The 23,674-nt window shown below is 50.7% G+C and carries 19 protein-coding genes; 5 read left to right on the top strand and 14 right to left on the bottom strand.

Going from position 1 to position 23,674, the window contains the following annotated elements:
• Positions 1-9 precede the first annotated feature (9 nt).
• A complete protein-coding gene (locus tag J7619_RS10345; protein WP_291197644.1) occupies positions 10-1,761 on the top strand; it encodes a RagB/SusD family nutrient uptake outer membrane protein in 1,752 nt (583 codons plus the stop codon).
• 78 nt (positions 1,762-1,839) lie between these two features.
• Here the strand turns inward: J7619_RS10345 and J7619_RS10340 are convergent, their stop codons facing one another.
• From J7619_RS10340 to J7619_RS10320, 5 genes are all read right to left on the bottom strand, one after another.
• Positions 1,840-2,547 (bottom strand): hypothetical protein, encoded by a 708-nt coding sequence (locus tag J7619_RS10340; RefSeq protein ID WP_291197641.1) that lies wholly within the window; start codon positions 2,545-2,547, stop codon positions 1,840-1,842.
• A 96-nt stretch (positions 2,548-2,643) separates the two neighbouring features.
• Positions 2,644-4,005 (bottom strand): TolC family protein, encoded by a 1,362-nt coding sequence (locus J7619_RS10335; RefSeq protein ID WP_291197639.1) that lies wholly within the window; start codon positions 4,003-4,005, stop codon positions 2,644-2,646.
• Positions 3,995-7,099, bottom strand: coding sequence for an efflux RND transporter permease subunit (locus J7619_RS10330; protein ID WP_291197637.1), 3,105 nt, complete (start codon positions 7,097-7,099; stop codon positions 3,995-3,997). Before J7619_RS10330 ends, J7619_RS10335 begins: the two co-directional genes overlap by 11 nt.
• An 8-nt stretch (positions 7,100-7,107) precedes the next feature.
• Positions 7,108-8,139, bottom strand: coding sequence for an efflux RND transporter periplasmic adaptor subunit (locus J7619_RS10325; protein WP_291197635.1), 1,032 nt, complete (start codon positions 8,137-8,139; stop codon positions 7,108-7,110).
• 104 nt (positions 8,140-8,243) lie between these two features.
• Entirely contained in the window at positions 8,244-8,807 is a 564-nt protein-coding gene (locus tag J7619_RS10320; protein ID WP_291197633.1) for a Crp/Fnr family transcriptional regulator, read from the bottom strand.
• Between the two features lie 212 nt (positions 8,808-9,019).
• Between J7619_RS10320 and J7619_RS10315 the strand changes: the two genes are divergently transcribed.
• Both J7619_RS10315 and J7619_RS10310 read left to right on the top strand, forming a co-directional pair.
• A complete protein-coding gene (locus tag J7619_RS10315) occupies positions 9,020-9,496 on the top strand; it encodes a DUF6252 family protein (RefSeq protein WP_291197631.1) in 477 nt (158 codons plus the stop codon).
• Positions 9,497-9,532: 36 nt separating this feature from the next.
• Positions 9,533-9,925: a LytTR family DNA-binding domain-containing protein gene (locus J7619_RS10310; protein ID WP_291197629.1), complete on the top strand. Its 393-nt coding sequence runs from the start codon at positions 9,533-9,535 to the stop codon at positions 9,923-9,925.
• Here J7619_RS10310 and J7619_RS10305 read toward each other — a convergent pair.
• The 6 genes from J7619_RS10305 to J7619_RS10280 all read right to left on the bottom strand — a co-directional run bounded on the left by J7619_RS10305 (position 9,915) and on the right by J7619_RS10280 (position 17,048).
• Positions 9,915-11,165, bottom strand: coding sequence for a hypothetical protein (locus J7619_RS10305; RefSeq protein WP_291197627.1), 1,251 nt, complete (start codon positions 11,163-11,165; stop codon positions 9,915-9,917). The two genes, J7619_RS10310 and J7619_RS10305, sit on opposite strands and share 11 nt — an antisense overlap.
• A gap of 207 nt (positions 11,166-11,372) precedes the next feature.
• Complete coding sequence (locus tag J7619_RS10300) at positions 11,373-12,353, bottom strand: alpha/beta hydrolase (RefSeq protein WP_291197625.1); 981 nt, start codon at positions 12,351-12,353, stop codon at positions 11,373-11,375.
• Positions 12,354-12,498: 145 nt separating this feature from the next.
• Positions 12,499-13,104, bottom strand: a complete 606-nt coding sequence (locus J7619_RS10295) for a rhomboid family intramembrane serine protease (RefSeq protein WP_291197623.1) — start codon at positions 13,102-13,104, stop codon at positions 12,499-12,501.
• Complete coding sequence (locus tag J7619_RS10290; RefSeq protein ID WP_291197621.1) at positions 13,101-14,072, bottom strand: DUF2167 domain-containing protein; 972 nt, start codon at positions 14,070-14,072, stop codon at positions 13,101-13,103. Before J7619_RS10290 ends, J7619_RS10295 begins: the two co-directional genes overlap by 4 nt.
• Positions 14,073-14,214: 142 nt before the next feature.
• Entirely contained in the window at positions 14,215-15,639 is a 1,425-nt protein-coding gene (locus J7619_RS10285; RefSeq protein ID WP_291197619.1) for a hypothetical protein, read from the bottom strand.
• Between the two features lie 167 nt (positions 15,640-15,806).
• Entirely contained in the window at positions 15,807-17,048 is a 1,242-nt protein-coding gene (locus tag J7619_RS10280; RefSeq protein WP_291197617.1) for a Na+/H+ antiporter, read from the bottom strand.
• A gap of 173 nt (positions 17,049-17,221) precedes the next feature.
• On the opposite strand from J7619_RS10280, the gene J7619_RS10275 reads away from it, so the two are divergent.
• Positions 17,222-18,079 carry an NAD(P)H-binding protein gene (locus J7619_RS10275; RefSeq protein WP_291197615.1) on the top strand — a complete coding sequence of 286 codons (858 nt, stop codon included), beginning with the start codon at positions 17,222-17,224 and terminating at the stop codon, positions 18,077-18,079.
• A 33-nt stretch (positions 18,080-18,112) separates the two neighbouring features.
• The gene (locus J7619_RS10270; RefSeq protein WP_291197613.1) at positions 18,113-18,922 is read left to right on the top strand and encodes a helix-turn-helix domain-containing protein; all 810 of its coding nucleotides are present in this window, start codon (positions 18,113-18,115) and stop codon (positions 18,920-18,922) included.
• A gap of 56 nt (positions 18,923-18,978) precedes the next feature.
• On the opposite strand, the gene J7619_RS10265 is transcribed toward J7619_RS10270, so the two are convergent.
• From J7619_RS10265 to J7619_RS10255, 3 genes are all read right to left on the bottom strand, one after another.
• Positions 18,979-21,105: a S8 family peptidase gene (locus J7619_RS10265; RefSeq protein ID WP_291197611.1), complete on the bottom strand. Its 2,127-nt coding sequence runs from the start codon at positions 21,103-21,105 to the stop codon at positions 18,979-18,981.
• Between the two features lie 34 nt (positions 21,106-21,139).
• Complete coding sequence (locus tag J7619_RS10260) at positions 21,140-22,237, bottom strand: hypothetical protein (RefSeq protein WP_291197609.1); 1,098 nt, start codon at positions 22,235-22,237, stop codon at positions 21,140-21,142.
• 291 nt (positions 22,238-22,528) lie between these two features.
• On the bottom strand, positions 22,529-23,515 hold the full coding sequence (locus J7619_RS10255) for an endonuclease/exonuclease/phosphatase family protein (RefSeq protein WP_291197607.1): 987 nt from the start codon (positions 23,513-23,515) through the stop codon (positions 22,529-22,531).
• Between the last annotated feature and the right edge of the window lie 159 nt (positions 23,516-23,674).

Raw genomic sequence — 23,674 nt, 5'->3', positions numbered from 1 at the left:
CTGAGCATTATGAAAATCTTTCGATACCTCATATTATTTGTTTTGCTGCTAAGCCAGTCGGCCTGCGACAAGGACTGGCTGAAACCGGAACCGCTGTCGTTTTTCAGTCCGGAGAATGTATTCGTGGACAAGGCCGGGATGGAGGCGTTGCTCATTACCATGCGCAAGGACCTGAAAAACGAAAGTACCGGCACGATGCCCAACCTGACGATGGAATTTGCAGCCTCCGACCTGGCCTCGCCCTGGTCGCAGCTTGATTTTTACAACCTGACACCGAATACCGACCAGTACTACCGCTTCCTGACGATGTTTACGGTTATTTATGCTTCCATAAAAAACTGTAATGTGCTCATCAGCAGGATTGACGATATCAAGTGGCCCTCGGATCAGGAGCGGAATGCTATCCTCGGGGAGGCGCTCTGGCATAGGGCTTACTGGTATTACCGCCTGGTAAATTCCTATGGCGATGTGCCGTTTCTGAGCGGTGAAATACAGGAAGCCAAGCTCGATTTTAAAACCCACAGCCGCTGGACAATCCTGGAAAAGATCAAAACAGACGTTGAATTCGCCGCCGAATGGCTACCGGTCACTGCAAAACCGGGTGTGATTACCAAAGGCGCGGCGAATCATTTACTGACCAAGATCTACCTCGCCAATCTGGAATACGACAAGGCCATTGAGGCTGCCAACAAGGTAATTAACGGTCCGTATGCCCTGATGACCCAACGTTTCGGGATCGATGCGACGAAAGGTTATCGTAACCTGATCTGGGACTTGCACCGGGCCAAGAATTTCAGCATTGCTCAAAATACGGAGACGATCCTGGCGTCTATCGACCGTTACGAGGCGCCGCCGGCCGCGCGCTCCGTAGGGTTGTATACGATGCGGCTTTACAATTGCCAGTGGTTCCAGCCGCAGGTGCTCGACAGCCAGGGCAAGCCGGGCATGGTTGCCAGCGGTCCTATGTACGATTCGCTGGGCAGGGGTAATGCCAACATCCGGTTAACGGGCTACTATCAGTATGATATCTGGGCATATAAAGGCAGCACGTGGCGCAATACGCCCGATTTACGGCGTGCCGATATCAATTGGGTGGATATTCATGAATTGAAATACAACAACCCTGCATCCGTCGATTTTGGAAAGCCGGTTAATACTAAATTTCTCGCCGCGCAGGTGGATACGTTCAAGCACGTATACGCGATGCCGCATTACATTATGTACAATCCGCAGGACGACCCGAAAGCGACACCCATGGGCGGTAATGGCGACTGGTATATTTTCCGCCTGGCCGAAACCTATCTGCTCCGCGCCGAGGCCTATTTCTGGAAGAATCAGCCAGCATTGGCGGCGGCTGATATTAATAAAGTCCGCGAGCGCGCAAATGCATTGCCCATTGCGGCAGGCGAGGTGTCGATCGACTTTATCCTGCATGAGCGTGCGCGCGAGCTGTTTGCCGAAGAGCCGCGGCATTCGGAACTGGTCAGGATTTCGTATATCATGGCCAAAGCCGGCCTGAACGGGTACAGCCTGACCAATTTTAGCGAAAAGAATTACTATTTCGACCGGGTAATGCGGTATAACAATACCTACGAGAAGAAAATACAACTGCTGGGCAACACCGCGAATATGGCGCCATTTCACGCGCTTTGGCCGATCCCTTCGCTGGTGATTACAGCTAATACCAAGGGTGTAATCAACCAGAATGTCGGGTATGATGGTGCGAGCCGGAATGTCCCGCCGCTGACGAAGATCGAGTAAAAGTGTATTCGCATTGAAAGGTAAAAGGGCCATCACGCACACGTGATGGCCCTTTTTTGGGAATAGTATTAGATTTTATCAGAACAGAACTGGTCTTTTCGAAACATAAACCGTGCCGCTCCGATTGACCTGGTCGCAAAATTCGAAGGTATTTCCCTTCCCGCACAGTGGTGCGGAGCCGGTCACGTAGAGCCGCGATTTTTCATCAAAATATACGCTCACTAACTGATGCCGGGCGGGAAGTTCGATTTTTCGTCCACTTTCAGATTTAATGCCGATGGTGTGAAGATAGCCCTCCTCGGTCTGAATCAGGTCGATTTCAAACCGGATGCCGTTGCCGGAGTAAGCATAATTGATAGGTACCTTAAAATCTTCCATATCCCAACGCGCCGTAGACCGCTCCCAACGCAGCCCGCGATCCGTACTGAACCAGGTGGGTAGCATGCCGAATTTATTGTCGAACACGCTGGCGCCGGTTCTCTGGGTTTCCATCACATAGAGTGTATCCTGCTTTTCCATAAAGGCAAACAGGCCTACGCGGGCATTGTAGTTGCCCTTTGTCCAGCTTTTGCCCTTATCGGTTGTTACAAACACTTCGAAGCCGGTTGTAATGGTGAGCGTATCGTCGATGTTACCGTGTACCGCCTTGATATCACGGTTATCCGGCGACCTTAATACGTACCAGTCGGGGTGTTTGAGCATGGTCTCCGGTGCCGGCGCGTCGTTATCATCGCGGCAGCCAAGGAATGTCAGGAGCGAGAGCAGGATTATAAATGATTTTTTCATGGATAGCAGATAAGCATAAGTTTTGTATCGGTTACAATTTAACTACTGTACTGCTATCCTGTACGGGGTCATCGTGAATTATTTGTTAATTTTTTATCACTCCCCCGCCAGCCGCTGCAAATCCGAATAGGCCAACCGGTAGTTCAGCTGCGCCGCGAGCAAATCGGCTTCGGCTTTGGCCAGCAGCGAACGCGTGTTGAGGATGTCCGCTTCCAGGTTCAGGCCGGACGCCTGCTTGTCGGATTGCACTTTGAGCTCTTCCGCGCGGTATTTGACCGCTTTCTCGGCGACGGCGATCAGCGCGGTCGCTTGCGTGAGCTTGCGGTGGGTTTTCGAAACATCATTTTTGACCTGATTTTGGGTATTAATCAGGTTTTCGCGTGCCTGCTGGCTCAGGAAATGCCGTTGGCGGATAACCTGCTTGTTGGATACCAGGTCCTGGATATTCCATTTAAGTTGCGCGCCGACAAACGGATTGTTGTTCGGGAAAAGCAGGTTACCGGTCTGGTAGGAATAACCCGCTACCAGGCCGATGTCGGGCCGGTTGCTTTGCTCAGCCGCGCGAATGGCCTTCTGCGTTTTGATTTCCGTCAGACTCGCGATTTTGATATCGTAGTTGGTCGTGGCCGCGTTCGTCAAATAGCTATCCAGTGAGCCGACAGCCGTAGCTGCGGCAGCAGCGGGAGGAATGGCGATGCCGGCGACCGGCGCGAGCGTGATACTATCCGCGTCGATGCCGGTTAGTTGTTTCAAATCGGCGGTGTAGTCTTCGGTTTGAATGCGGAGTTTCAGGAGATTTTGCTCTTCGTCGGCAATATTCGCTTGCAGGCCGGCTTTGTTTACGTCGATGGTTTTACCTGAAAGCAATGCACTTTCCACATCATACAGTCGCATTTGCGCCAGCTTGATTTTCGCATTCGCCTCGTCCTGCTGCTTTTGGGTGATCAGCAAACCATAATACACTTTCTCGATCGCCTGCCTGATTTGTAACGATGCCCTGGATTGCTCGTGGCGCGCCAGCTCGACATCCGTTTTAGCCACTTCGATGCCGGTCTTGATCTTCCCAAGCTGGGTAATCGGCTGGTAAAGTGTTACACCTGCATTGAAATTGTGGTGTTTACCCAAAGGAAAAGTCTTTTCCTCATTGGGCAATGCAATGCTCGTTCCGCCGAGGGGCAGCGCGCCGAATGAGCCCTGCTCGATCACCAGCTGGCCAAGATTGGCATTGTACTGGTAAGACGAGCTCACCGACGCGACCGGGTATCGCTTGATCGCGTCTTCGGCTACTTTAGCTTCCTTTTCGGCTACCTGCAACTTGCGCACATTCAGCAGATGGTTGTTCTGCAACGCCATTTCCACGGCCTGTTCGAGCGTAAGCGGTTGCGCCTGCTGGGCATACGCGGGAGCAAGGGCAGCCGCGCAGAGTGTGAGTATCGGGAATATCAGCTTAGTTTTCATGGTGTTCAGCAACAGGTGTTACCATCAGGTCTTTTTTATCATGCGGTTTGATCATCGCGATGTACAGCACGGGCACCGTGAGCAGCGCCATCACCATCGACCAGATCACCCCGACGGCGATTACGCTCGCGAGCGGGCTCCACATCGGCGAACCCGACAGGATCATCGGCAGCACGCCGATCGCCGCGGCCATCGCTGTTAGGAATATCGGGCGCAAACGACGCTTACCGGACTCGATGGCGGCCGTGCGGATGTCCATGCCGTGGCCCAGCAGCTCGTTGGTATGATCGACCAGGATGATCGCATTCCGTACGACGATCCCCGAGAGGCTGATCAGGCCCACAAATGCAGTGAAACCGAAGTTGTTATGCGTGATATAGAGACCCACCAATGCGCCAAACAGGCTGAGCGGAATCGTGAGCATCACGAGTGCGGCTTCTTTGAGGCTGCGGAACTGAAACAGCAGGATGAAGAAAATCAGTACGAGGCTGATCGCTAGCACGACCATCATCTGACTGAACGTCTCGTTTTTGTTGAACTGCTCGCCGCCGTATTCGATCCGGTATCCTGCGGGTAAAGGAATGTCGGCGATTTTGCCCTTCACTTCCTTGACCAACTCGGCAGGAAGGACGTCGTCTTCGGTTTCACTCAGGATGGTGAGCGTCCGTACGCCGTTTCGGTGCATGATCTTGCCGGTTTGCCATTGCGGTTTCAGGTCGGCGATCTGGCGCAAGGGCACGTTGGCATCGGTTACCGGCGAGGCCAGGTAGATATTTTCCAGGTTATCGGACGACTGGCGGTTACGCTCGTCGAGGCGGAAAACAATGTCGAGCGGGTTGTTGCCTTCATACATCGTCGAAATGGGGGCGCCGTTGAAACCGGTATACACCATTTGTGAAATGCTGCCCGTAGTAAAGCCGAGCTTGTTTGCCTCGTCTTTGAGCTGAATGCTGATGCCGTAATAATCCTCGCGGAAATCAGGGCGGACCATCGCGCTGCCTTTCGCACTTTTGAGAATTTCCTGCACCTGCAAACCGATTGCTTTGAGGCGGGCAACGTCGTCGCCCACAATGCGTACTTCCACCGGTGATTTATAAGGCGAGCCCTGCTGCATCAGTTTTACCTGCGGCGAACCTTCGGGGATCAATGCGGCCACCTTACCTTCAAGTTCGTGCGCGAATGCCTCGGCTGTTTTCTCGTCGGTGGTATTGATCAGGATTTGTGCATAGTTGGTGACAGGCACTTCGGGCGAGAAGTTATAGTAAAATCTCGGTGCGCTTGTTCCGGTGAACGTCGCGTAGGAGGTTACACGCGGGTCGCCTTTCACGAGTTTCTCCGCTTTCAGGATAGCCTGGCCGGTTTGGTCAAGCTTGGTGCCGGTCGGCATCCACAGTTCGATCACAAACTGGTTCCGTTCGGCCGCCGGGAAGAACTTTTGCTTAATGCCCTGGTATACAAAAAGCGACAGCACTACGGTGAGCAAACTGACGCCAATCGTCAGTCCTGAATGCCTCACGCACCATTCGAGGGCGGCATTGTAGCCGTTCTGCATGCGGTCGAGCAAGGTAATGCGTTTCTTTTTATCGGCTTCCTCCGCGCTGTGGTCGTGGAGGCCTTTTTTGATGAAGGTATAGCAGAGTAGCGGCGTCAGGATCATCGCCACGATGAACGACGCTGCCAATGCAATAGCGACCGTCACGGGCAACGCGTGGATGAATTCGCCTACGGAGCCAGTCAGGATAACCATCGGCATGAACGAGGCGATAATGGTTACCGTAGCGGCAAGGACCGGGATGACCAGGTCGGTGGCGCTGCGCCAGGCGGCTGTCCAGCGGTCGATGCCCTCGTCGAGCAATTCCACGTAATTATCCGCGATCACAATGGCGTCGTCGACCACCATACCCAGCACGACGATCAATGCGGCGAGCGACACCTGGTGCAGCTCAATGCCAAATGCATTCAGCAACGCGAACGTTACCGCGATCGTCATCGGGATGGCCATTGCGGCTACGGCGGCAATGCGGATCGGCAGGAGGAGGATCACGACGATCACTACCGAGAAAATGGCCAGGAAAAATTCACGGATAAAGTGCGTAATGTTTTCATCGACGAGCTTCGGCTGGTTGACGATCGTCGTCAGGGTGACGTCCGCGGGAAGCAACTTCTCTACCTCGGCCAGTTTTTCGTTTACCTCTTCCCCGAACTTCACGATGTTGTTCCCTTCCTGCATCTGGATGGCGAGCATCATCGCATTACGGCCATTTACGGTGGTTTTGCTGGTCGGTTCCGCATATTCACGGTTCACCTGCGCAATGTCGCCCAGCCTGATCAATTCCCCGGTTTTCGAGGCGCCTACGATCTGATTGGCGATCTCGTTTTCGGTATTGTAATAGCCCGACGTGTACAGTGGCGTCTGGCTTGTTGCGGTTTTGATATCTCCTGTCGGACTAATCACATTCTGCGATTGCAGGACCTGCACGACGGACGACAGCTTGACATTATATTGAGAAAGCTTCTCGGAGCTTGAAGTGACCGTGATCTGCTCTTTCTGCTCACCGATGCGCTTGATTTTGGACACTGATTTGACGGTCCGGAGAACGTCCTCCAATTTCTGGGTATATTCTTTGAGCTGCGCATAGGTCGCCTTGTCGCTTTCGATGCCGATCACCAGCGCTTCGGTATCACCGAAATCGGAGTTCACGATCGGGCCGCGGACGCCTTTGGGGAAATCTACTTGCTTGGCTACCAGCAGCTGGTGGCGCAGCTTGCTCCAGAACACATCCGGGTTCTTTACATTTTCACCTAATTCCACATTCACAACCACCATGCCGTCCTGGGAAGTCGAATAGGTTTTGTCCTTGCGGATTTCTTCAAACTGAAAAAGATATTGTTCGAGTTTCTTGGTCACCTGGTCTTCCACTTGCGCGGAGTTGGCGCCGGGGAAATAGGCGAGGACCAGACCTTGCCGGACGGTGATTTTCGGGTCTTCACGCCGGGGCATGTTCAGCAGCGAATAAACGCCTACCGCAAACACCAGCAGCAATACCGACAGCGTCACCTGCGGATATTTCAGGGATGATTTGACAAAGTTCATAACGCAGCTTATTGGGTGATGGAAATGGCGGTGCCGTCGGTGAGTTTGTGCTGCCCGCCGGTTACCACTCGGTCGGTTTCGGTGATGCCGGAAGTGATCTCGATCTGGTTGTCGGTCAGTTGCCCGAGGCTAACTTTTCGCTTCAACGCGATTTTGCGGTCGGGATCGGCCACGAAAACGTAGCTCTGGTTGTCGAGGTCACGCAGAACGGCCTCGGTAGGCAGTACCAGCGCTTTTTTGGACTGGTTGGATGCCAATGTCACTTCGGCGATCATGCCGGGACGGATCAGCAGTTTGGGATTTTGGAGGGCTATTTTAATGGTAAATGCCCGGGAGGCTGCATCGGCGGCAGAACCTACTTCGATCACTTTTCCTGTAAACGTCTCGCTCAGCGACGATACAAGTACTTTCGCGTCCTGGCCGAGTTTGATATTGTGCAATTCACTTTCGGGAATATACGCATTCACTTTCACCGTGCGGATGTCCGACACGACGAACAGCGGGGTACCCACGCCGACGATCTCACCGACCTCCGCCATCTTTTTCAGCATGACGCCGCTGATAGGGGCAAACAGCTTGGTATCCGAAAGGTTTTTCGCATGGAGCTTCTCCTGCGCACGTGCCTGCTGCAAGCCGAAACCGACTTTGGCAAAATCGCTTTCGCTGAGGCTGCGACGGTTGTGCATTACTTTCAGACGGTCGTATTCGTCCTGTACCTGAGCTACTTGCACGTCGGCTATTTCCTTGGCAATGCTGTAATTACCGGGATCGAGGCTTGATAGCAGCTGACCTTGCTTCACCAGCTGGCCTTCGGCGGCGGCGATGTAGTTGATCTTTCCGCCGACCATAAAACCGAGGCGTACCGTTTTGTTGCCTTCGATGTTGCCGCTGACAGAGATCTGGTTGTTGGCGGAAATGTTCTGCGCCTGCCTGGTTACGACCGGTAGCGGCTTTTCAACAGATTTGGCCTGGTCGGCGGGTTTGTTACAGCCCGCGAGCGTAGCCATCGTGAGAATGAGATAGATAGGATTGCTTTTCATAAGAATGGACGACCGTTAGGTTTAATATCCTGGTGCAAAATTGGCCCCGATTGATGGCAATGCTTTTGATCTAAATCAAAAAGTAACCTAATATTGAAAAAATATCAAACTTTTCCCGCTCTGATCCGGCTCAGCGTCTCCTGTGTAATGCCGAGATAGGAAGCAATATGCCCTAACGGCACCCGGAGCATAATGTCGGGGAATTTTTCGAGCATCGAATTGTAGCGTTCCTGTGCCGATTGGAACTGGATCGAATACAATTTATCCGAAAATGTTTTCACGGCATTGATCATCACGAGACGGCTCAGTTTCTGCAACGCCTGGGAGCCGTCGATGACTTTTTCGAGGTCGGGATAAGGAATGGTCCGGATCGTGGCTTGTTCCAGCACTTCGACACCGTAGGGCGACGGGCTGTTGAAAAAAGCACTTTCGATGGAGACAAAAAAAGAGCCTTCGACCATAAATGAATGGGTGATATCCTTGCCGTCTTTAATATAGTAGGTCCGCACAACGCCCTTTTCGACATAAAACACTTTTTGCGAAAAGTTGCCCGGGGATAACAACGGGTGGCCTTTCGGTAATTCTTCCTGCCTGAAAGCTCCCTGCACCTGTGCTTCCATTTCGGGGGACAATATGATGTGTTGTTTCAGGTAGAGAATCAGATCCATAGGGAAAATACAATGACCGGCGGCCTTTAAGCGATGGTTCTAACATAGCTATTTCCCGCGAGATCCCCGCGGATTGTGCCGGATTTAGCTCGGGTTTCGCCGGGTTTAAACCCAAACCTGCCTGATGTGTAGTGGATTACACGGGCCGTTGGATCTGCATTAGTTTTGAAATGTCAAACGACTACTATACATTTTTTAACTAAATCATTTCCATGAAAACTTTCAAATTACTTACCATCCTATCCGTTTTAAGCATCACTATCTTTTCCGGTTGCAGCAAAAAGAACGATGACGTAAATCCTGACCCGGCGACTGGCACGGTGGGGTTCAAAGTGAAGGTGGACGGCAAGGAGTACGCCCCGGATTACGCCTATGCGTTGGCGAACTTCCCAGCCAACGATCTCTATTACGCGATTTACGGACTCGACAGCAAAACGAGTGATATAGTGGCCATTGCGTTGCCCAAGACAGTGAAGGAAGGTACATTTCCAATTGAAAAGGTGAATTTTGCGATGGCGACATTCAATAAGCAGGATTTCTCCACGATAAACGGCGGCAGCGGCACGATCACCATCACCAAGAGGACAGATACGAACGTTCAGGGGACTTTCAGCTTCACGGCCGTCGACGCAACGGGCAAACTATCACGCACACTGACGGACGGCAGTTTTAACGTGAATGTACGCTAGACTGCCGCAATCTGTCATTTCTTCCCCGACCTCAGTATGAACACTTTTGCTTCCTTTAATCCGCCCGTTGGCCAGGAGAGCGCCAAACAGCCTGCCAACATATCAGTCCATTTTATGGGCAGGACCATTACCATCGGTGCCGAAAACATCACCTTCCTCGAAGGCGATGGTAACTACACCTACGTATATACCTGTGCGGGCAGGAGATACCTGATCTGCAAAACACTGAAATGGCTGGCCCGCAAGCTCGATAATAACTTCATCCGCGTACACAAGTCGTTTCTCGTGAACGCCGACTACGTGATTAGCTGCGCAGAAGACGGTCGGGCCCTTAAAATGCGCTGTGGTAACGAAGCGGTGGTAAGCCGTCGTAAAACAAAGGAAATCATCGGCATTTTCGGAGAGCGGGTGCAGCGTATCAGCGCGTGAGCAAGCCTTTTTCACCAATCATTTTGACCAACGCGTCCGAAATTTTCGCATGCCCGGATGCCTTGATGTGTCCGTCGACCGGATAATAATCCCGAGCTGTGAGGAATTCGTCGGTGTGCAGGAAAAACAAATGCTGATCGCCGTTTTGCTGCGCTTCCGCCTCAAATGCGCGGATCATTTCGGGGCGCGTATAGCGGCCGTCGAGGTGCATCACCACGATATTGCCTTTGTAAAACTTCCGGATCTTGGCCAGGGACTTGAAGAAATATGTTGCCTGGTACTTCGCTTCCGCGGGCGTTTTAATGTCCGGCGGCGTCACGACGTCGAGTTGCGTGCCTTTCACCCAGGACGACAATGCGCCGCCGATTTCCCGGCTGACTTCCACGGGGCTGGTCCAAATGCGTTTGAGCAAGTCCTTTTCGCGGACGAAAAAGTAGGTGTAGCGCATCGGGTAGTAAGTTTCGTTGATGCGGTTGAAAGTCGCGGTGTTGGCAAACGACCGCGGCGTCAGCTGTTGCGGCTCGTTGCGCGGTTCATTGCGGGCTTCGTTTTCTTCGAGGTCGTTATCACAGTATTGCAGCACGACCAGCCTGACGGAATCCCGCTTGATTTTGGAGAAAAGCAGCATTTCGCGGTATGTGCCGTAAGACGAAATCCCGGCATTCAGGGTTTTAACGCCCAGCTTCCGGCCAGTCAGGTCGGCGTAGGTCTGGTTTTCGTCCACGCCCCATCCCATGGTAAATGAATCGCCCAGAAAAACCAGTTCGGGTTTATCGAGAGAGCTTTCGTCATCGCGTACGCCAAAACTGTTGATTTTGAATGTATTGCTATATTCCAGGCTGGAATGCACGCCTTCGCTGTTGGGGCGTAACACATAGCCGAGGTCGGGCGAATAGCTGGCGAAATGCCGGTTGAATTGGATCACATCACGGTAATTGATCCACTTTTCAAGTACACCCACTTCATGCCGGTCGGTTTTCTGATTGACTTCGATCGTGTGCCGGATGTAAAACCAGGAAGCCGTTTCCGCAAGCACGAGGATCAGCAGCGCCGTCCAGAAAGGCATTTTCAGCAGGCGGGTAACGGACCAGCAGAGGAGTACAAATGCAATGGGAACCAATGCTTTGAATAGCAGGATGGTCGAAACGAAGTGTGTGAATAATTGCCATCGGTACACTGTAATGGCCAGGAGCAGATAACCTGAAAACACGGCAATCGCCCCGATTTGTTTTTGCGTCATAGAATCACTGTAAGGATTTAGGTGCGGCAATTTAACCGCTTACTCAAAATCTAGACACACAAAATGATCGATATATTTCATGTTATTCTCTTATTTTTTATAAAATATTTATAATTAATTGATAGTCTGGCTGCTAGAAAGTAAGAGATGTAAAAAACGGGTTACACTCTCGTATAACCCGTTTCTGTGTAGCAGTATGTGCTGAAATTATTTCAAAGCCTCGCGGATCGCGGCACCTGCTTGAAGGAGCGCACCTTGTACGGCTGGGACATTGGCCAGTGGGTTGAGCAAGCCATAGTCGTGGATCAGACCCTGGTATCTTGCCAATGTGGTTTTAACGCCGGCAGCTTCCAGTTTGCGGGCATATGCCTCGCCTTCGTCACGGAGAACGTCGTTTTCAGCGGTTTGCACCAGGGCAGGGGGCAGGCCTTGCAACTGTTCGGCCGTAGCTTGCAATGGGGAAGCGTAGCGGTGTTTTCTTTCTTCGGGGTTGGTGGTGTAGTTATCCCAGAACCATTTCATCATGTTTTTGGTCAGGAAGCGGCCTTCGGCAAACTGGTTGTAGGAAACAGTTTCGAAGTTCGCGTCGGTTACCGGCCAGAGCAGTACCTGCAATTTGATTTCGGGGCCGTTGTTGTCTTTGGCTTTCAAGGCAGTAACGGCCGCCATATCGCCGCCTACGCTGTTACCGGCCACTACCAGCCTGCTGCCATCCACGTTGATTTCGTCGCCATGTTCGGCCACCCATTTGGTTGCCGCGTATATTTCATTGATCGCTACCGGATATTGTGCTTCGGGTGACGGGGTATAGTTCACAAATACGGCCGCAGCACCGGAATACACTACCAGGTCGCGGACAATGCGTTTGTGGGTAGGAAAATCACCCAATACCCATCCGCCGCCATGGATGAAAATGAAAACCGGCAGTTTTTCGGTGGTGCCGGCAGGTTTTACAATGTCGAGTTTAACGGTAAGGCCGTCTTGTGTAATGGTTTTCTCGCTGGTTTCGATACCGGACAAATCCACTTCCACGGAATTTTGCGCACCTACGAGCACATTACGCGCATCTGCGGGGGAGAGTTGTTCCAATGGAGTGCCGCCTCCCGAGTTCAGGGCATTAAGGAAGGTTTTTACATCTTCAAAAATAGCAGGGTCGTTGACTGGGTCGATGATATTCAGAGTTTCCATGATCTTAAAGGTTTTTGAGATTGAGTACTTGCTACGTTTTGTCTTGTTGCGATTGATTTGATACGACAAAACTAGACCAGCGGGAAAGCGGAAACATTAACCTAGGTTAAGAAAAATGGAAACTGGGAAAAAAGTTTGAATCAGCTCAATCTAAGAAAGGAGCTTCTACAATCCTGTTCAGGAATGTCCGAAGGCTTCCGGGATGGACTACAAACATGTACGCCAGCCCGAAAAGAGCACCATACAAATGCGCATCGTGGCCAATATTGCTGTCACCCTTTTTACTTTGATAATAGGAATAACCGAGGTAGCCGAAAGCGAAAAGGATAAAGTAAATGGGTATGATGAATTTCAGGTAAATCACCGACCACGGTTGAAACAGTACCATGACGAACATGATCGCCGACACAGCGCCACTTGCACCCACCGCGGCATACTGCGGATTAGCTTTGTTCTTCTGATACGACGGAAGCGACGAGAAGAGGATCGCCATGATGTAGAACATCACAAATTCGGCGGGAGAAAGAATGCCCCTCTCAACTTCCCTGCCGAAGAAAAACAGCGTGAGCATATTAAAAAGAAGGTGACCGGCGTCGGCGTGTATGAAGGCGTGACTGACGAGCCTGTACAGTTGCGACTTGTCCTGCTGCATTTGGTAGGGTACCAGTGTGAGCCGGTCGAAACCCTCCCTATTGGAAAAACAAAACAGGGAGAGTCCGACGGTCAATGCGATTATTCCTAATGTGATCAACTTTCTGACGTAGGTTCGGTGTCGGATTCGTTTGATTCGGCTATTTCAGGTTGGGGCTGCTGCGGTTCTTTTTTGCCGAACAGGCCTGCTACTCTTTTGCGGATCGCTCCGAAGAATACGCCGATTCCTAATATTACCAGTTTGATATTTTTGAGAAGGAGGGCGAGTATGCCTGCTTTTGCCAGCAACTTGCCTGCAACCAGGCCACCGATCGTGTAAGCGGCGACCTCGTCTACATCAGGATCAAAATCGATATAACGGCTTCCTTCTTTAAACTTGGCGATATGGATGATGTCGGGAATGTGTTGCTTGATATCCGAAATTTGACCGATCGTGCCTACCGCATTGAGACTCAGAATGCCCCGGCGGCCGAGGATGCGTACGTCGTAGTTGAGTGTCGTGTCGATAGCGTCTCCAAAAACCATTGACTTTGCCCAATGAAGAATATTATTTCCCTTATCATAGTACGGCTTAGCAGCCCAGCCGATCATATGGATAGGGCCATAGCCCTGTTTCTGACGCTCCTCGTTATCAGCGGCTTCACTGTCTTTCATTTCGTCCATCATTTCATCGTAATCGATATCGGCAGCGTCTTCATCCTTGACAAATCCGGATTTTTCATAAGAGACAATAAATGCCCAGGCGGCAGGATCCGCGATTGAATAGTCCTGCTTTACGACCATTCCGAGTATATCGTCTCGCCGTGGATTCCCCCAGAAGTCGAATATGACGAATTCGGCGTCCGACTTGGGCATAAATTTGTAGCCTGCCGGTATTGTCAGTTTTACTTCGGAATTGACGTCCAGGGAGCCTGTCTGATACTTTATTTGCTTGTCGCGTTCGATCACTTTTTGAAGTTCGGCTTGTGCGCTGGCCTGTGAAGTATCAGCAAGAGTGGTGTCGGTTTGGGCCCATAGCAGCGAAGAAGAAAGCAAAATGGTAAAAAGCACTGATAGAAATCTGATCATAGGAAGGATGAGTTAGTAAGTATTCTGCGAAAATAATGGAAATTTCCGCGACTGCGGATTTTAAGTAACCGATTGGATAAGTTATTTCGGGAGGGATGTTTTCACATCTATATGCAATAATGAGTGTTGATGAATAATTGACCTACTTTACCTTCTTCATCTCGGCCGCAAACAGCTCCACGTCGATCAATGGAATCTTCGCTTGATAGCTTTTATTCAATACTTTAATCACCTCATTGGCAAGTACAGCCTGGCCTATTGCGGTGGGGTGAATGCCGTCGGCGGAAAAGAAATTTCCGTTGGGGTAGGATGGATCGATGCGGAAACCGTCGTCGGTGATGTAAGCGCCGTTGACGATTTGTTTGTAAATGCTGTAAAAATCGACTATTGGATGGCCGAATTCGCGGGCATAGGCGGCAATTTCGGAGTCGTTGTGCCATTCGGGCTTCGAGATTTCGGCCGGTAGGATCACGTCGTATTCTTCCAGCGTTTCAAAAGGGCTGCCGTTGAGGACATTGATGACGTTAAAAGTCGGTAGAAATATCGTTTTGTTATCCGCCAAAACGCTTCCGGAGCCCCAATTGGAATAGATCGGATTTTTTGTCCGCTTAGCGAGTCGCTTTAATGTAAACCATTTGAAATAGGGAAAGTCAAGCACATCCGGGATGGTCATGTGAACGTACCGGGCATTCTTCTTCCGAAAGTATTCGATCGCCTGGCGCTCGGGTAAAACTTCTCTGGAACCCATAATCCCTGACTGCCCTCCGCCGATGTATGCCATCGTGAAAAGGTCGGCGTTGAGGTCGATCATGCCGATGTCCGGATCCATTTGATTTAAATGCGCCCAGACATTCGGCTTTTCCTTGGGAACGATTCGGTTAATCAGTGCAAGGGGCACCATTCCGGTCGTCCACAGATAGTTAGCAGTAAGCGCCGAAGTGGGTATGGGGCTATTTTTTGCGAAATCAATGACTTCATTATAAAGTGTATGCAGATTTAATACATATTTAGTAACACCATTCCCCGGGACGGAAACATTATGCACCACTCCGCCAGCATATGGTTTCATTCGCATAGTTTTTTGATCGCTGAATGCAAGGTTGTTAGTAACCTTTGACCAACTCGGCAATGTTGAGCCAGGATCCTGCACAATGTACCCGGATCCATTGCCTTCTTCTTTCTCAAAAAGCCCCGGATCGAAGCGAGCAAGGCCCATTTGCCGGGCAACCAGGTTAGGGTAGGAGGTAAGCTGCCCTTGCCGGCACAAGCCGCCGTCCCTGTAACCGGCTGCGCGCGCTTCGCCTATCACCATCAGTACGGGTTCTTTGCCGGAAGCGGTTTTAAGGCTTCCAAGGTCGACGGAACCCGGTTTGGGTGCCCAACTGAAAGATGGGTCGGCTTTAACCGGCCTTGTTATTTCTGCTACGATCAGCGGATTCAGGGAGTCGAGCGGTTTGGCCATAAACTCCGGCTCTTGGGGCTGGATGTCTTGTCTTGCCACATTGGAACAAGCGAGAAACGTAAATGCGGAAAGTACCGTAGACAAAATGGTAATGTGTGTTTTCATGATAACCAAGTTTAGCAGTATCAGAATGTTACCAAACCGGACGAGAATAGCACGCCCGGCCACGTCGATTTAAATCGATATGGCGCTAAACATAGATAGGTTCAAAGTGCTAAACTATTTTTCCGTGTGGGGAACCATCAACCGGCGTCCGATGAATTATCAAACGTCTAATCTCCCAACCGCTTCACAACCCAGGGCAGCGTCAGCCCTTGTCCGATCAGCGTAAATAGTACCACGGCCACGGAAATGAAGATAATCGCGTCGCGCAGGGGGAAGGGCGTGCCGTCGTGCAGGTGCGTGGGAAGACCGATGGCGATGGCGAGCGAGACGATGCCGCGCATGCCCGACCAGCTGATAATGAGGCTATTTTTGAAATCGAGCAGGGCGTTTTCGCTGATCCGGCTGTGTCCGCGTTCAAAGCCTTTTTGGAGGTTGGCTCTTTGCCAGAAAACCCGCACCATGCGGAGTACTAGCGCGATAATGGTGATAATCAACGCGTAACCGATGTAGGGAAGGAGCTGGTCGCTGCTGATGTTTTTGATTACATAGGGGAATTGCAGGCCGATCAGGATAAATATGAGCCCGTTGAGCAGGAAAATGATGATTTCCCAGATGGTTTTGGACTGCGTTTTGAGGCGGTCCGGGAAAATCTTCTTGCTGTAATCGGCGATACCGAGGCCGAGGATTACGACCGCGATCACACCCGATACTTCGAGCTCTTCTGCGACCCGGTAGGCGACGAACGGCATCAGGAGCATCATGCCGATGGTAGCCTGCGCATTGTGGTGAATCCGCATGATGATAGCGCCGAGAATGCGCGCGATCACAATCCCTATAATGGCGCCGCCGAGCAGCAGCACGGCAAATTCGGCGGTGGCCCGCCAGAATATAAATGCGGAGCCTGTTACGGCGGCGACCGAAAAACGGTACGCGACCAACGCGGACGCGTCGTTCACCAGGCTTTCTCCTTCCAGAATGGTATTGGTTTTGGAAGAAAGACCAAGACCCTTGGTAATGCTCATGGCGGCAACGGCGTCGGTGGCCGACAATATGGAGCCCAGCACGAATGCCAGCGGCCAGGTCATGCCCGGAATCAGGTAGTGAGACACGACCGCAATGCCGGACGCTGTGATGAAGACGAGCGAAATGGCAAGAGTACTGATGGTATTGATATTCGTTCGGAAATCCTGGAAATTGATGTTGAATGCCGCGTCATACAATAATGGAGGCAGGAATATCAGAAATACGACCTCAGGGTTGAGCTCGATTACCGGCAACGTGGGAATAAACCCGATGGCAATCCCGGCGGTGATCAGCAGGACGGGGTAGGGAATCCTGATGCTGTCGGCCATGGCTGAGAGGCCGATCATAATGGCCATGATAAAGATGACGATACTGTAATTCTCCATAATGCTGAACGGAATCTTCGGACGTCCGGGCTACCGGGCGTGTAATCTCAAATCTAAGGATGATTGTGAAAAATTAAGTTTACCGGGGGCCGAAAAGTCAGGGCTGTCGGTTTTGTTCTATTTTGAGGGACGGGCGGAATCTAGTTTTGCTTTAAACTAAAACAAACAAAACAATGATAGCCATCACCGGAGCAAACGGGAACCTCGGGAAAGCCACCCTTTCATTTTTATTGAAAAAAACAAAACCGGAAAACATTGTCGCGGTCGTGCGCGACGCCGGCAAACTCAGCGAGTATGCGGGCTCGGGCATGCATATCCGCGTGGCTGATTACGAAGACCAGGAATCGTTGGAGCGTGCGCTGACCGGCGTGCACAGGTTATTGCAGATATCGGCCTCCGCCACGGGCGTGCGTGCGATGGCGCAGGAAACGCGGGTGGTTCATGCCGCGGTGAAATGCGGTGTGCAAGAGATCGTTTATACCAGCACGCTTTTTCCGGAGGAGTCGGCGCATTTCCACGCGGCACACATTTGCCGGAACACCGAGGCGCTGGTCCGCCAGAGCAGTATGCGATACATATTCTTCCGGAATAGCATGTATCATGAGACGATCCCGCTGTTTATTGGTGAAGCCATGGGCGACGGTCGGATTTTCTATCCGTCGGGCAACGGACGGGTAAGCTTCGTGTCACGGAGGGACATTGCCGAGGCATTGTCGCATGTGCTTACCGGACCTGCATTCAATAATGCGATACACGACATTACCGGGCCGGAAGCGTTCAGTTTTGCGGATATCGCATTGGAATTAAAGGATATAGCGGGCTATCGGGATGCAGCCCATACCGATATTTCGCCGGAAGATTACCGGAAAGGGTTGCTCGGTTTTGGTTTGGACGAAGAGGAAGCCGGCTTTTACGCCAGCATGGCCGACAGCATTCGGGCCGGGGAGTTCGAAAAGACGCACCATTCGCTGGAAGGGTTTCTGGGACGCAAACCGCTTGGCGTTCAGCAATATCTCAGGGGATTGTTTTAAAAAATAGGTAACTTGCTCCCATACCCGATAGCCATGAAATACCATCAGATCCAGCCGCCGCCGCATTTACGGGACTACGTCCGGTACTATTGGGCACTCGAAAGTTCGGGTCGGCCCGACGAGCAGGCGCATTTTGTGACCATCGCCGACGGTTCTCCGGGCATCATTTTCCAGCAATCGCCGGGGGCGTCGTTTCAGGAGGGGAAGGAACTGGCGTCCATCTTCCTGTACGGGCAGTCGACCGCGCACACCCGCATCGTTTCGCCGGCCACTTTCAGTACGATCGGCGTCTACTTTTGTCCGCATGCCTTGAAATCCATTTTCGGTATGGATTCCAAAGAACTGACTGACGACTGCCTCGACCTGGACCTTTTGCTGAATGGCAGGCGACTCATGGAAAGGCTCGAAAGTGCCGCCGATGTGGAAGCCAAGGCCAATATTCTTTCCGAATGTCTCTGGGAACAAATATGCCGCAACGATCACGCGCTGCAATCCGCCACGCGTTACGCATTGCAACGGATCATCCGGTCGCAGGGTGGTGTTTCGATGAAAGATCTCCGGCTCGAACTGCAAGTGTCGGAACGCACGCTGGAACGGCGCTTTCAGGAAGGAATCGGTCTGTCGCCCATGCTATTTGCGCGGATATGTCGGTTTCAGGCGTCGCTCAATCAGCTTCGCAACCATTCCTACGACAAACTTTCCGACATCGCCTTCGAGCAGGAATACGCCGATCAATCGCATTTCATCCGCAATTTCAAAGAGTTCACCGGGCTGACGCCCTTCCAGTTCAGAAAAAGCATTCAGGAGACGGTGGAGAATTTCCCGGTGCTGGTTCAGTCGTAGGACATAAAAAATGGGTGCCGGTTTCCGGCACCCATTTTCATTATCACAACAATAATCTACTTTTTAACGATCTTTTTCGTCAGGACTTTCTGGTCGGAAACTACGCGCAGAATGTAGATTCCCGGTGTTGAGTTTCTGATGTCCACTTCCATTTCAGACTGGTTTTTGAAAGGCCTGTTGAACATTGCCTGTCCGTCGCCGGCCACGACTTCCACCTTACCCGAGGGAATGCCATCGAGCTTCACGTGGAAGAGGCCTGTGCCCGGGTTGGGGTATACGGCGTTTTCGGGGAGTTCGGTTGTACTTTCCGTACCGATTGGCATAGGATAAGTAACAACTGCTCGTTCAACCGGGCGTAGTCTGGCAGCGTAGTCGTTGGTGCAACCTTCAACATAGCCGCGGAATTGCGAATCCCTCGTTGCAGTAAAGCCTGTCGTCATCACCACTTCGTCGCCCGCGTGATATATTGCGTGCGCATTGGAATCTAGCGTGTTAGCCAACGTAATAACGGATGATGCCTGCTCTGTAACAGATGCAAAGCTGTTTACAGGAGAGACAATATTCCGGCTTGCAACACATTCTTTGAGGCCTGTTATAACGATCGAAAAGTTTTGTCCCGTGCCTATGGAACCTTTATGATTTACTGTAAGCGTGTAAACTTGTCCGGCAACGGGGTTCGGGATTTCGATCTTTTCCGTATTATCCCGGTTGTTGTCGCCTTGTAGGGCAGGGTTTGCTTTGGCGCTGGTTTTTCCGTTCGACCAATCGAGTTTCCATGGGAAGTAGGTGGCGCTGTTTGCGGAAAGCCGAAGGTCAAGATCGTTGACAAGGACGGAAGTTGTGTCATTGTTTAGTTTAACCGGACCAGGTGGGTCGGTCCACGAGATTGTAGCAACAAGTGGCTCCGAGCCGTCGGCAACGATTTCGCGTGAATAGGAGTAGCCATTTAGGATTTTGTCTTCAGATATCAGCGACTTACCTCCGTTGTTGGTAATCGTATTTGCTGCCTTTTCTACATCCATTAAACCCCAGCCAAAAGTAACATCTGGACCAGGATTGGGTCCTGCTTCTTTGGCCGAATTGGCAATGAGGGCCTTAACAGTGGCTCCCCTCATGAATCTCGAATTGATGTTCGTGAAATGTTGTTGGAGTAATAGTATTGATCCGACAACAGCAGGCGAGGCGAACGATGTACCGTCACCATCATGGTAAGTATTGTCGCTGGGAGTTGATGAGCTGGGAAGGTAGGCCATCGTAGAAAACACCCCTACGCCTTTGGCGGAAATATCGGGTTTTATACGACCATCATCAGACGGGCCGGGAGTAGTACCCCACGTGCCACCCGGATAGGACATTGCCACGACGGAACTAGGACCGGTATAGCTATTAGCTTGTTCCACGGATGCCACAGAAATGCCGTTTTTTTCAGGCGCATTCACATCGAGGGTTATGTCATTTCCACAAGACCAAACTGACAAATAGTAAGGGGCATTGAACATGATCGCATCCTGGTTACGTCTCGCCGAGTTATAGTCTCCTCCATAATTTCCATAAGAATGGTTAGAGACAAGGAGGCCATTACTTGCCAGTGTCGTTTGCCGCGTTTCAATATTAGATGTCGTGTAGACATTTACATTAGACTTGGGCGCTATCCCGCGGGCTTTCCCTGACTGGAATACTCCCGAAGCCGCAATTGTTCCCGTAACATGTGTTGTGTGGTTACTGACAGATGTCGCTATTGGGTCCATGTATAACACCCTATTCTCAAAGGCCTCATGAGTTGCGCGAATATTTTGCTCAAAAACTACTGCGGTCATACTTTCTCCGTTGACATTTAAGCCTAGTGAGCCACCGGTATACAGCTTATCAGCTCCCATCATCTTGGATGAGCCCGCATTAAAAGTCTCCTGATAAATAGGTTTCATATCAGCAGTAACGCCAATCAATTCTTTCTTCCCACCGTTAGGCAAATCGATAGAAACGGCCCAGCCGTTAATTTGGGCAAGCTCCAGCAGCCTTTTTCTTTCGACCTCGTACTTTGCCTTGAACTCCTCACCCATCTTCCGAAGGGTGTCAATATTCGTTGATTTCTGTATTTCCCGTATTTCCTCTTCGGTCTGGGCAAATGTGGCCAGAGATGAAAAAAGAAGTAGGAGAACTATCTTAAATTTGATTGATCTCATAATTCAACTATTATAGTTTAAGAGAAACTCGGGTTTAATTTTTTTCAGTTGAACGTTCTGTTGTTCTCTTGAACTCGTTGAATTGTTGTTGCAGATCTTGTAGTTTTTTGTTTTGCTCAATCAGATATAGGGTCAGTTCTTCAATTTTTTCCTGCTGAACTTTTGCAATTTCGCCTAAGCTAAGACCGCTTTCCTCCACTGTTTTTGCAGAAGGAACATTGGGTAAGTGGCCATTTTTGTTGATGTACTTTTCAACAGATGCGAGATCCTTTAATTGATAACCAGGTGCAAAAACATAATCAGCCCAGCCTGTGCGAATCCGTACTTCTTCTGTCAATATGCCACCCTTTACAAACAGTTTGTAAGCACTCACATCCGCTGTGCCCACAGTAGTTGGGAAAGTAGATGTGCTTACGCCAACCTTTCCATTAAAAATCAGTGTGCCATTGGAGAAATCGCCCTTTATAAGCGGATTGGATGTATTAGAATTGGCTATGTACAACTTATTGCTCCCTGTCTCCGCTGAACCGGCAGCTGTACCTATGAATATGTTGCCATTTCCCGTTATGTTTCCCGACCCGGCATTAATCCCAAGAGCGACATTGGCCTCCCCGGTTGTATTACTGAAACCGGCATTATTCCCCAGAAATAAGTTTGAATTACCTGTGGTGTTGTTGTATCCGGCCTGTAAGCCCAGAGCCACATTCCAGAAGCCGGTCGTGTTAAATTTCCCTGAGAGGTTACCTACGAAAGTGTTGAACCCGCCGGTCGTATTGGTATAACCTGCATGATATCCGACGAAAGTGTTGGAACTCGCAGTGGTGTTACTATAACCACTGTACGCACCCACAAATGTGTTCAACTTGCCAGTTGTGTTAACTGGTCCACTATTTGCACCGAAAAATGAATTTTTTGCTTCCGTTGTTACAGCGCCTGCATTGTAGCCAACGTAGGTTCCCTCACTCCCTCCCGTCCCCGCACCGGAACCATCATACGTAACCGTTCCTGAAAAGCTTTGCGTACGTGCATTGCGTGACGAATCCTGCGAAACCGATTGTGCATTAGCTGAAAGGGAGGTAAAAGATAGCAAAAGGGCTGCCGCCACCAGCGACGATTGTACTGATTTTTTCATTGTACATGAATTGTGAATTTTCCCTACTCTTTTACAGGTTTTTCGGGGAACACCTCAATGTTGGAATGGCATGGCAAATCGTCGGGAAAAGAAAATGTCTTCCGTGCGAATTCGACAGGAATGAAAAATGTGCAGTAAAATCAGAGGTGCTTAATCGTGCGGCAATATAGAAGGTAATTATGCGTATTTACAAATCTCCGATGGGAAATAACGCAGAGATTTTTTTTGATCTATTGAGATTAAAATCGGCTGTTTCAATATGTAGAATTTTATCGTAGAATAGCCTTTACTTCAAGGGGTGAAAGTAATCATGGGTTCAAATAATTTCCAATTAAATCGTGCGGAAACAGGGTGATGGTCCGAAAGTGGCAAACCATTAGTATTGTAAAATGATTGTTTTTCCAAAACATATTCGAACGGCTCCAATTGGATGGACGCACTGCTCCGAAAAAGTATTTTATCAATCGTTTCGGTTGAATCATCAATGGACAGAATATCGTTGGGAGGCAATCCTGCCTTTACTTTTGGAATGATTCCGTTGCAATGTAAACGCACCCAGGTATCCGTCAATTCATTCTCCCTCAATAGCCAATCCACATTATCCTGCCCGAAACTGTACCGGCCGTTTAAATCGCCCATGACGATCACGGCATTGCCGGCCGAGTGCTGCCGGATGTAGGCCGACAGCTGTTCCATGTTGTGGCGTCGGGCGAGTGCGGCGCGGGGGTGGTTGTACGCGTTGGCGTGTACGTTGTAAAAGTCGATAAAGCGGTTAGGGGCGATTTCAATGCGTGTATAGGTGAAACCTTTGGGCGTAAAACAGTCGGCGCCGGTGCAGTCGGTCCACGCAATGCGGCGGAGGTGCTTCACCGGAAATTTGGAGAGGGTATTGAGTCCGTCACCCGTCATGACGGCCCCTTTGGTGGGCGTGCGAAAGCGATGGGTGTTGCCGCTATTGTATAAATATTGATTGTAATTGAAATCCTCCTGCACGTGCGCGATGTCGTAGCGGTTAAGCAGGCGCCCGATGGCGGAAATACTCTCCTTTCGGGGTGTGGCGGCGCTGCAGATGAGCTGGGGAAGCCCGGCGATATTATAGGTAATGACGGAAAAACTGCCCGCCGTGGCGGAGTCGGGGGGCGATTGCGGCTGATAGGCACCGGGTTGTTCGGTCATTTCACGGGGTGCAGGGGTGGCTTCTGAAAGTAAGAAGAGAATAAAGAGCCACGAAATGGATTTCAGGAACCTGTTGTTGCCAAGAAATAAATAAGCCCACATAAAGTGCTGGTTGGTATGCCCAAAGCTACGGGGAGCGTATGGTCAGGATAATTCCAAATTGTTAAGAATACATTATTTTTCAGACGGATAGCGCCTTTTAGGGTGTAACCGGCCGGTTGCGACGCTAACTTCGCGGTAGTTTTATTTTTTAACAGTGAT

Origin of the sequence: Dyadobacter sp. (assembly GCF_017744695.1) — a bacterium.
In the GTDB taxonomy this organism is placed as follows: Bacteria; Bacteroidota; Bacteroidia; order Cytophagales; family Spirosomataceae; genus Dyadobacter.
This window is presented reverse-complemented; position numbering and strand designations above follow the sequence as displayed.

Coding starts and splice junctions, on each gene's coding strand:
- J7619_RS10305 (WP_291197627.1), bottom strand. CDS start 11,165: ATGACGCAAAAACAAATCGGGGCGATTGCCGTGTTTTCAGGTTATCTG.
- J7619_RS10280 (WP_291197617.1), bottom strand. CDS start 17,048: ATGGAGAATTACAGTATCGTCATCTTTATCATGGCCATTATGATCGGC.
- J7619_RS10290 (WP_291197621.1), bottom strand. CDS start 14,072: ATGATCAGATTTCTATCAGTGCTTTTTACCATTTTGCTTTCTTCTTCG.
- J7619_RS10340 (WP_291197641.1), bottom strand. CDS start 2,547: ATGAAAAAATCATTTATAATCCTGCTCTCGCTCCTGACATTCCTTGGC.
- J7619_RS10265 (WP_291197611.1), bottom strand. CDS start 21,105: ATGAGATCAATCAAATTTAAGATAGTTCTCCTACTTCTTTTTTCATCT.
- J7619_RS10255 (WP_291197607.1), bottom strand. CDS start 23,515: ATGTGGGCTTATTTATTTCTTGGCAACAACAGGTTCCTGAAATCCATT.
- J7619_RS10300 (WP_291197625.1), bottom strand. CDS start 12,353: ATGGAAACTCTGAATATCATCGACCCAGTCAACGACCCTGCTATTTTT.
- J7619_RS10335 (WP_291197639.1), bottom strand. CDS start 4,005: ATGAAAACTAAGCTGATATTCCCGATACTCACACTCTGCGCGGCTGCC.
- J7619_RS10260 (WP_291197609.1), bottom strand. CDS start 22,237: ATGAAAAAATCAGTACAATCGTCGCTGGTGGCGGCAGCCCTTTTGCTA.
- J7619_RS10285 (WP_291197619.1), bottom strand. CDS start 15,639: ATGAAAACACACATTACCATTTTGTCTACGGTACTTTCCGCATTTACG.
- J7619_RS10345 (WP_291197644.1), top strand. CDS start 10: ATGAAAATCTTTCGATACCTCATATTATTTGTTTTGCTGCTAAGCCAG.
- J7619_RS10315 (WP_291197631.1), top strand. CDS start 9,020: ATGAAAACTTTCAAATTACTTACCATCCTATCCGTTTTAAGCATCACT.
- J7619_RS10320 (WP_291197633.1), bottom strand. CDS start 8,807: ATGGATCTGATTCTCTACCTGAAACAACACATCATATTGTCCCCCGAA.
- J7619_RS10310 (WP_291197629.1), top strand. CDS start 9,533: ATGAACACTTTTGCTTCCTTTAATCCGCCCGTTGGCCAGGAGAGCGCC.
- J7619_RS10325 (WP_291197635.1), bottom strand. CDS start 8,139: ATGAAAAGCAATCCTATCTATCTCATTCTCACGATGGCTACGCTCGCG.
- J7619_RS10275 (WP_291197615.1), top strand. CDS start 17,222: ATGATAGCCATCACCGGAGCAAACGGGAACCTCGGGAAAGCCACCCTT.
- J7619_RS10270 (WP_291197613.1), top strand. CDS start 18,113: ATGAAATACCATCAGATCCAGCCGCCGCCGCATTTACGGGACTACGTC.
- J7619_RS10330 (WP_291197637.1), bottom strand. CDS start 7,099: ATGAACTTTGTCAAATCATCCCTGAAATATCCGCAGGTGACGCTGTCG.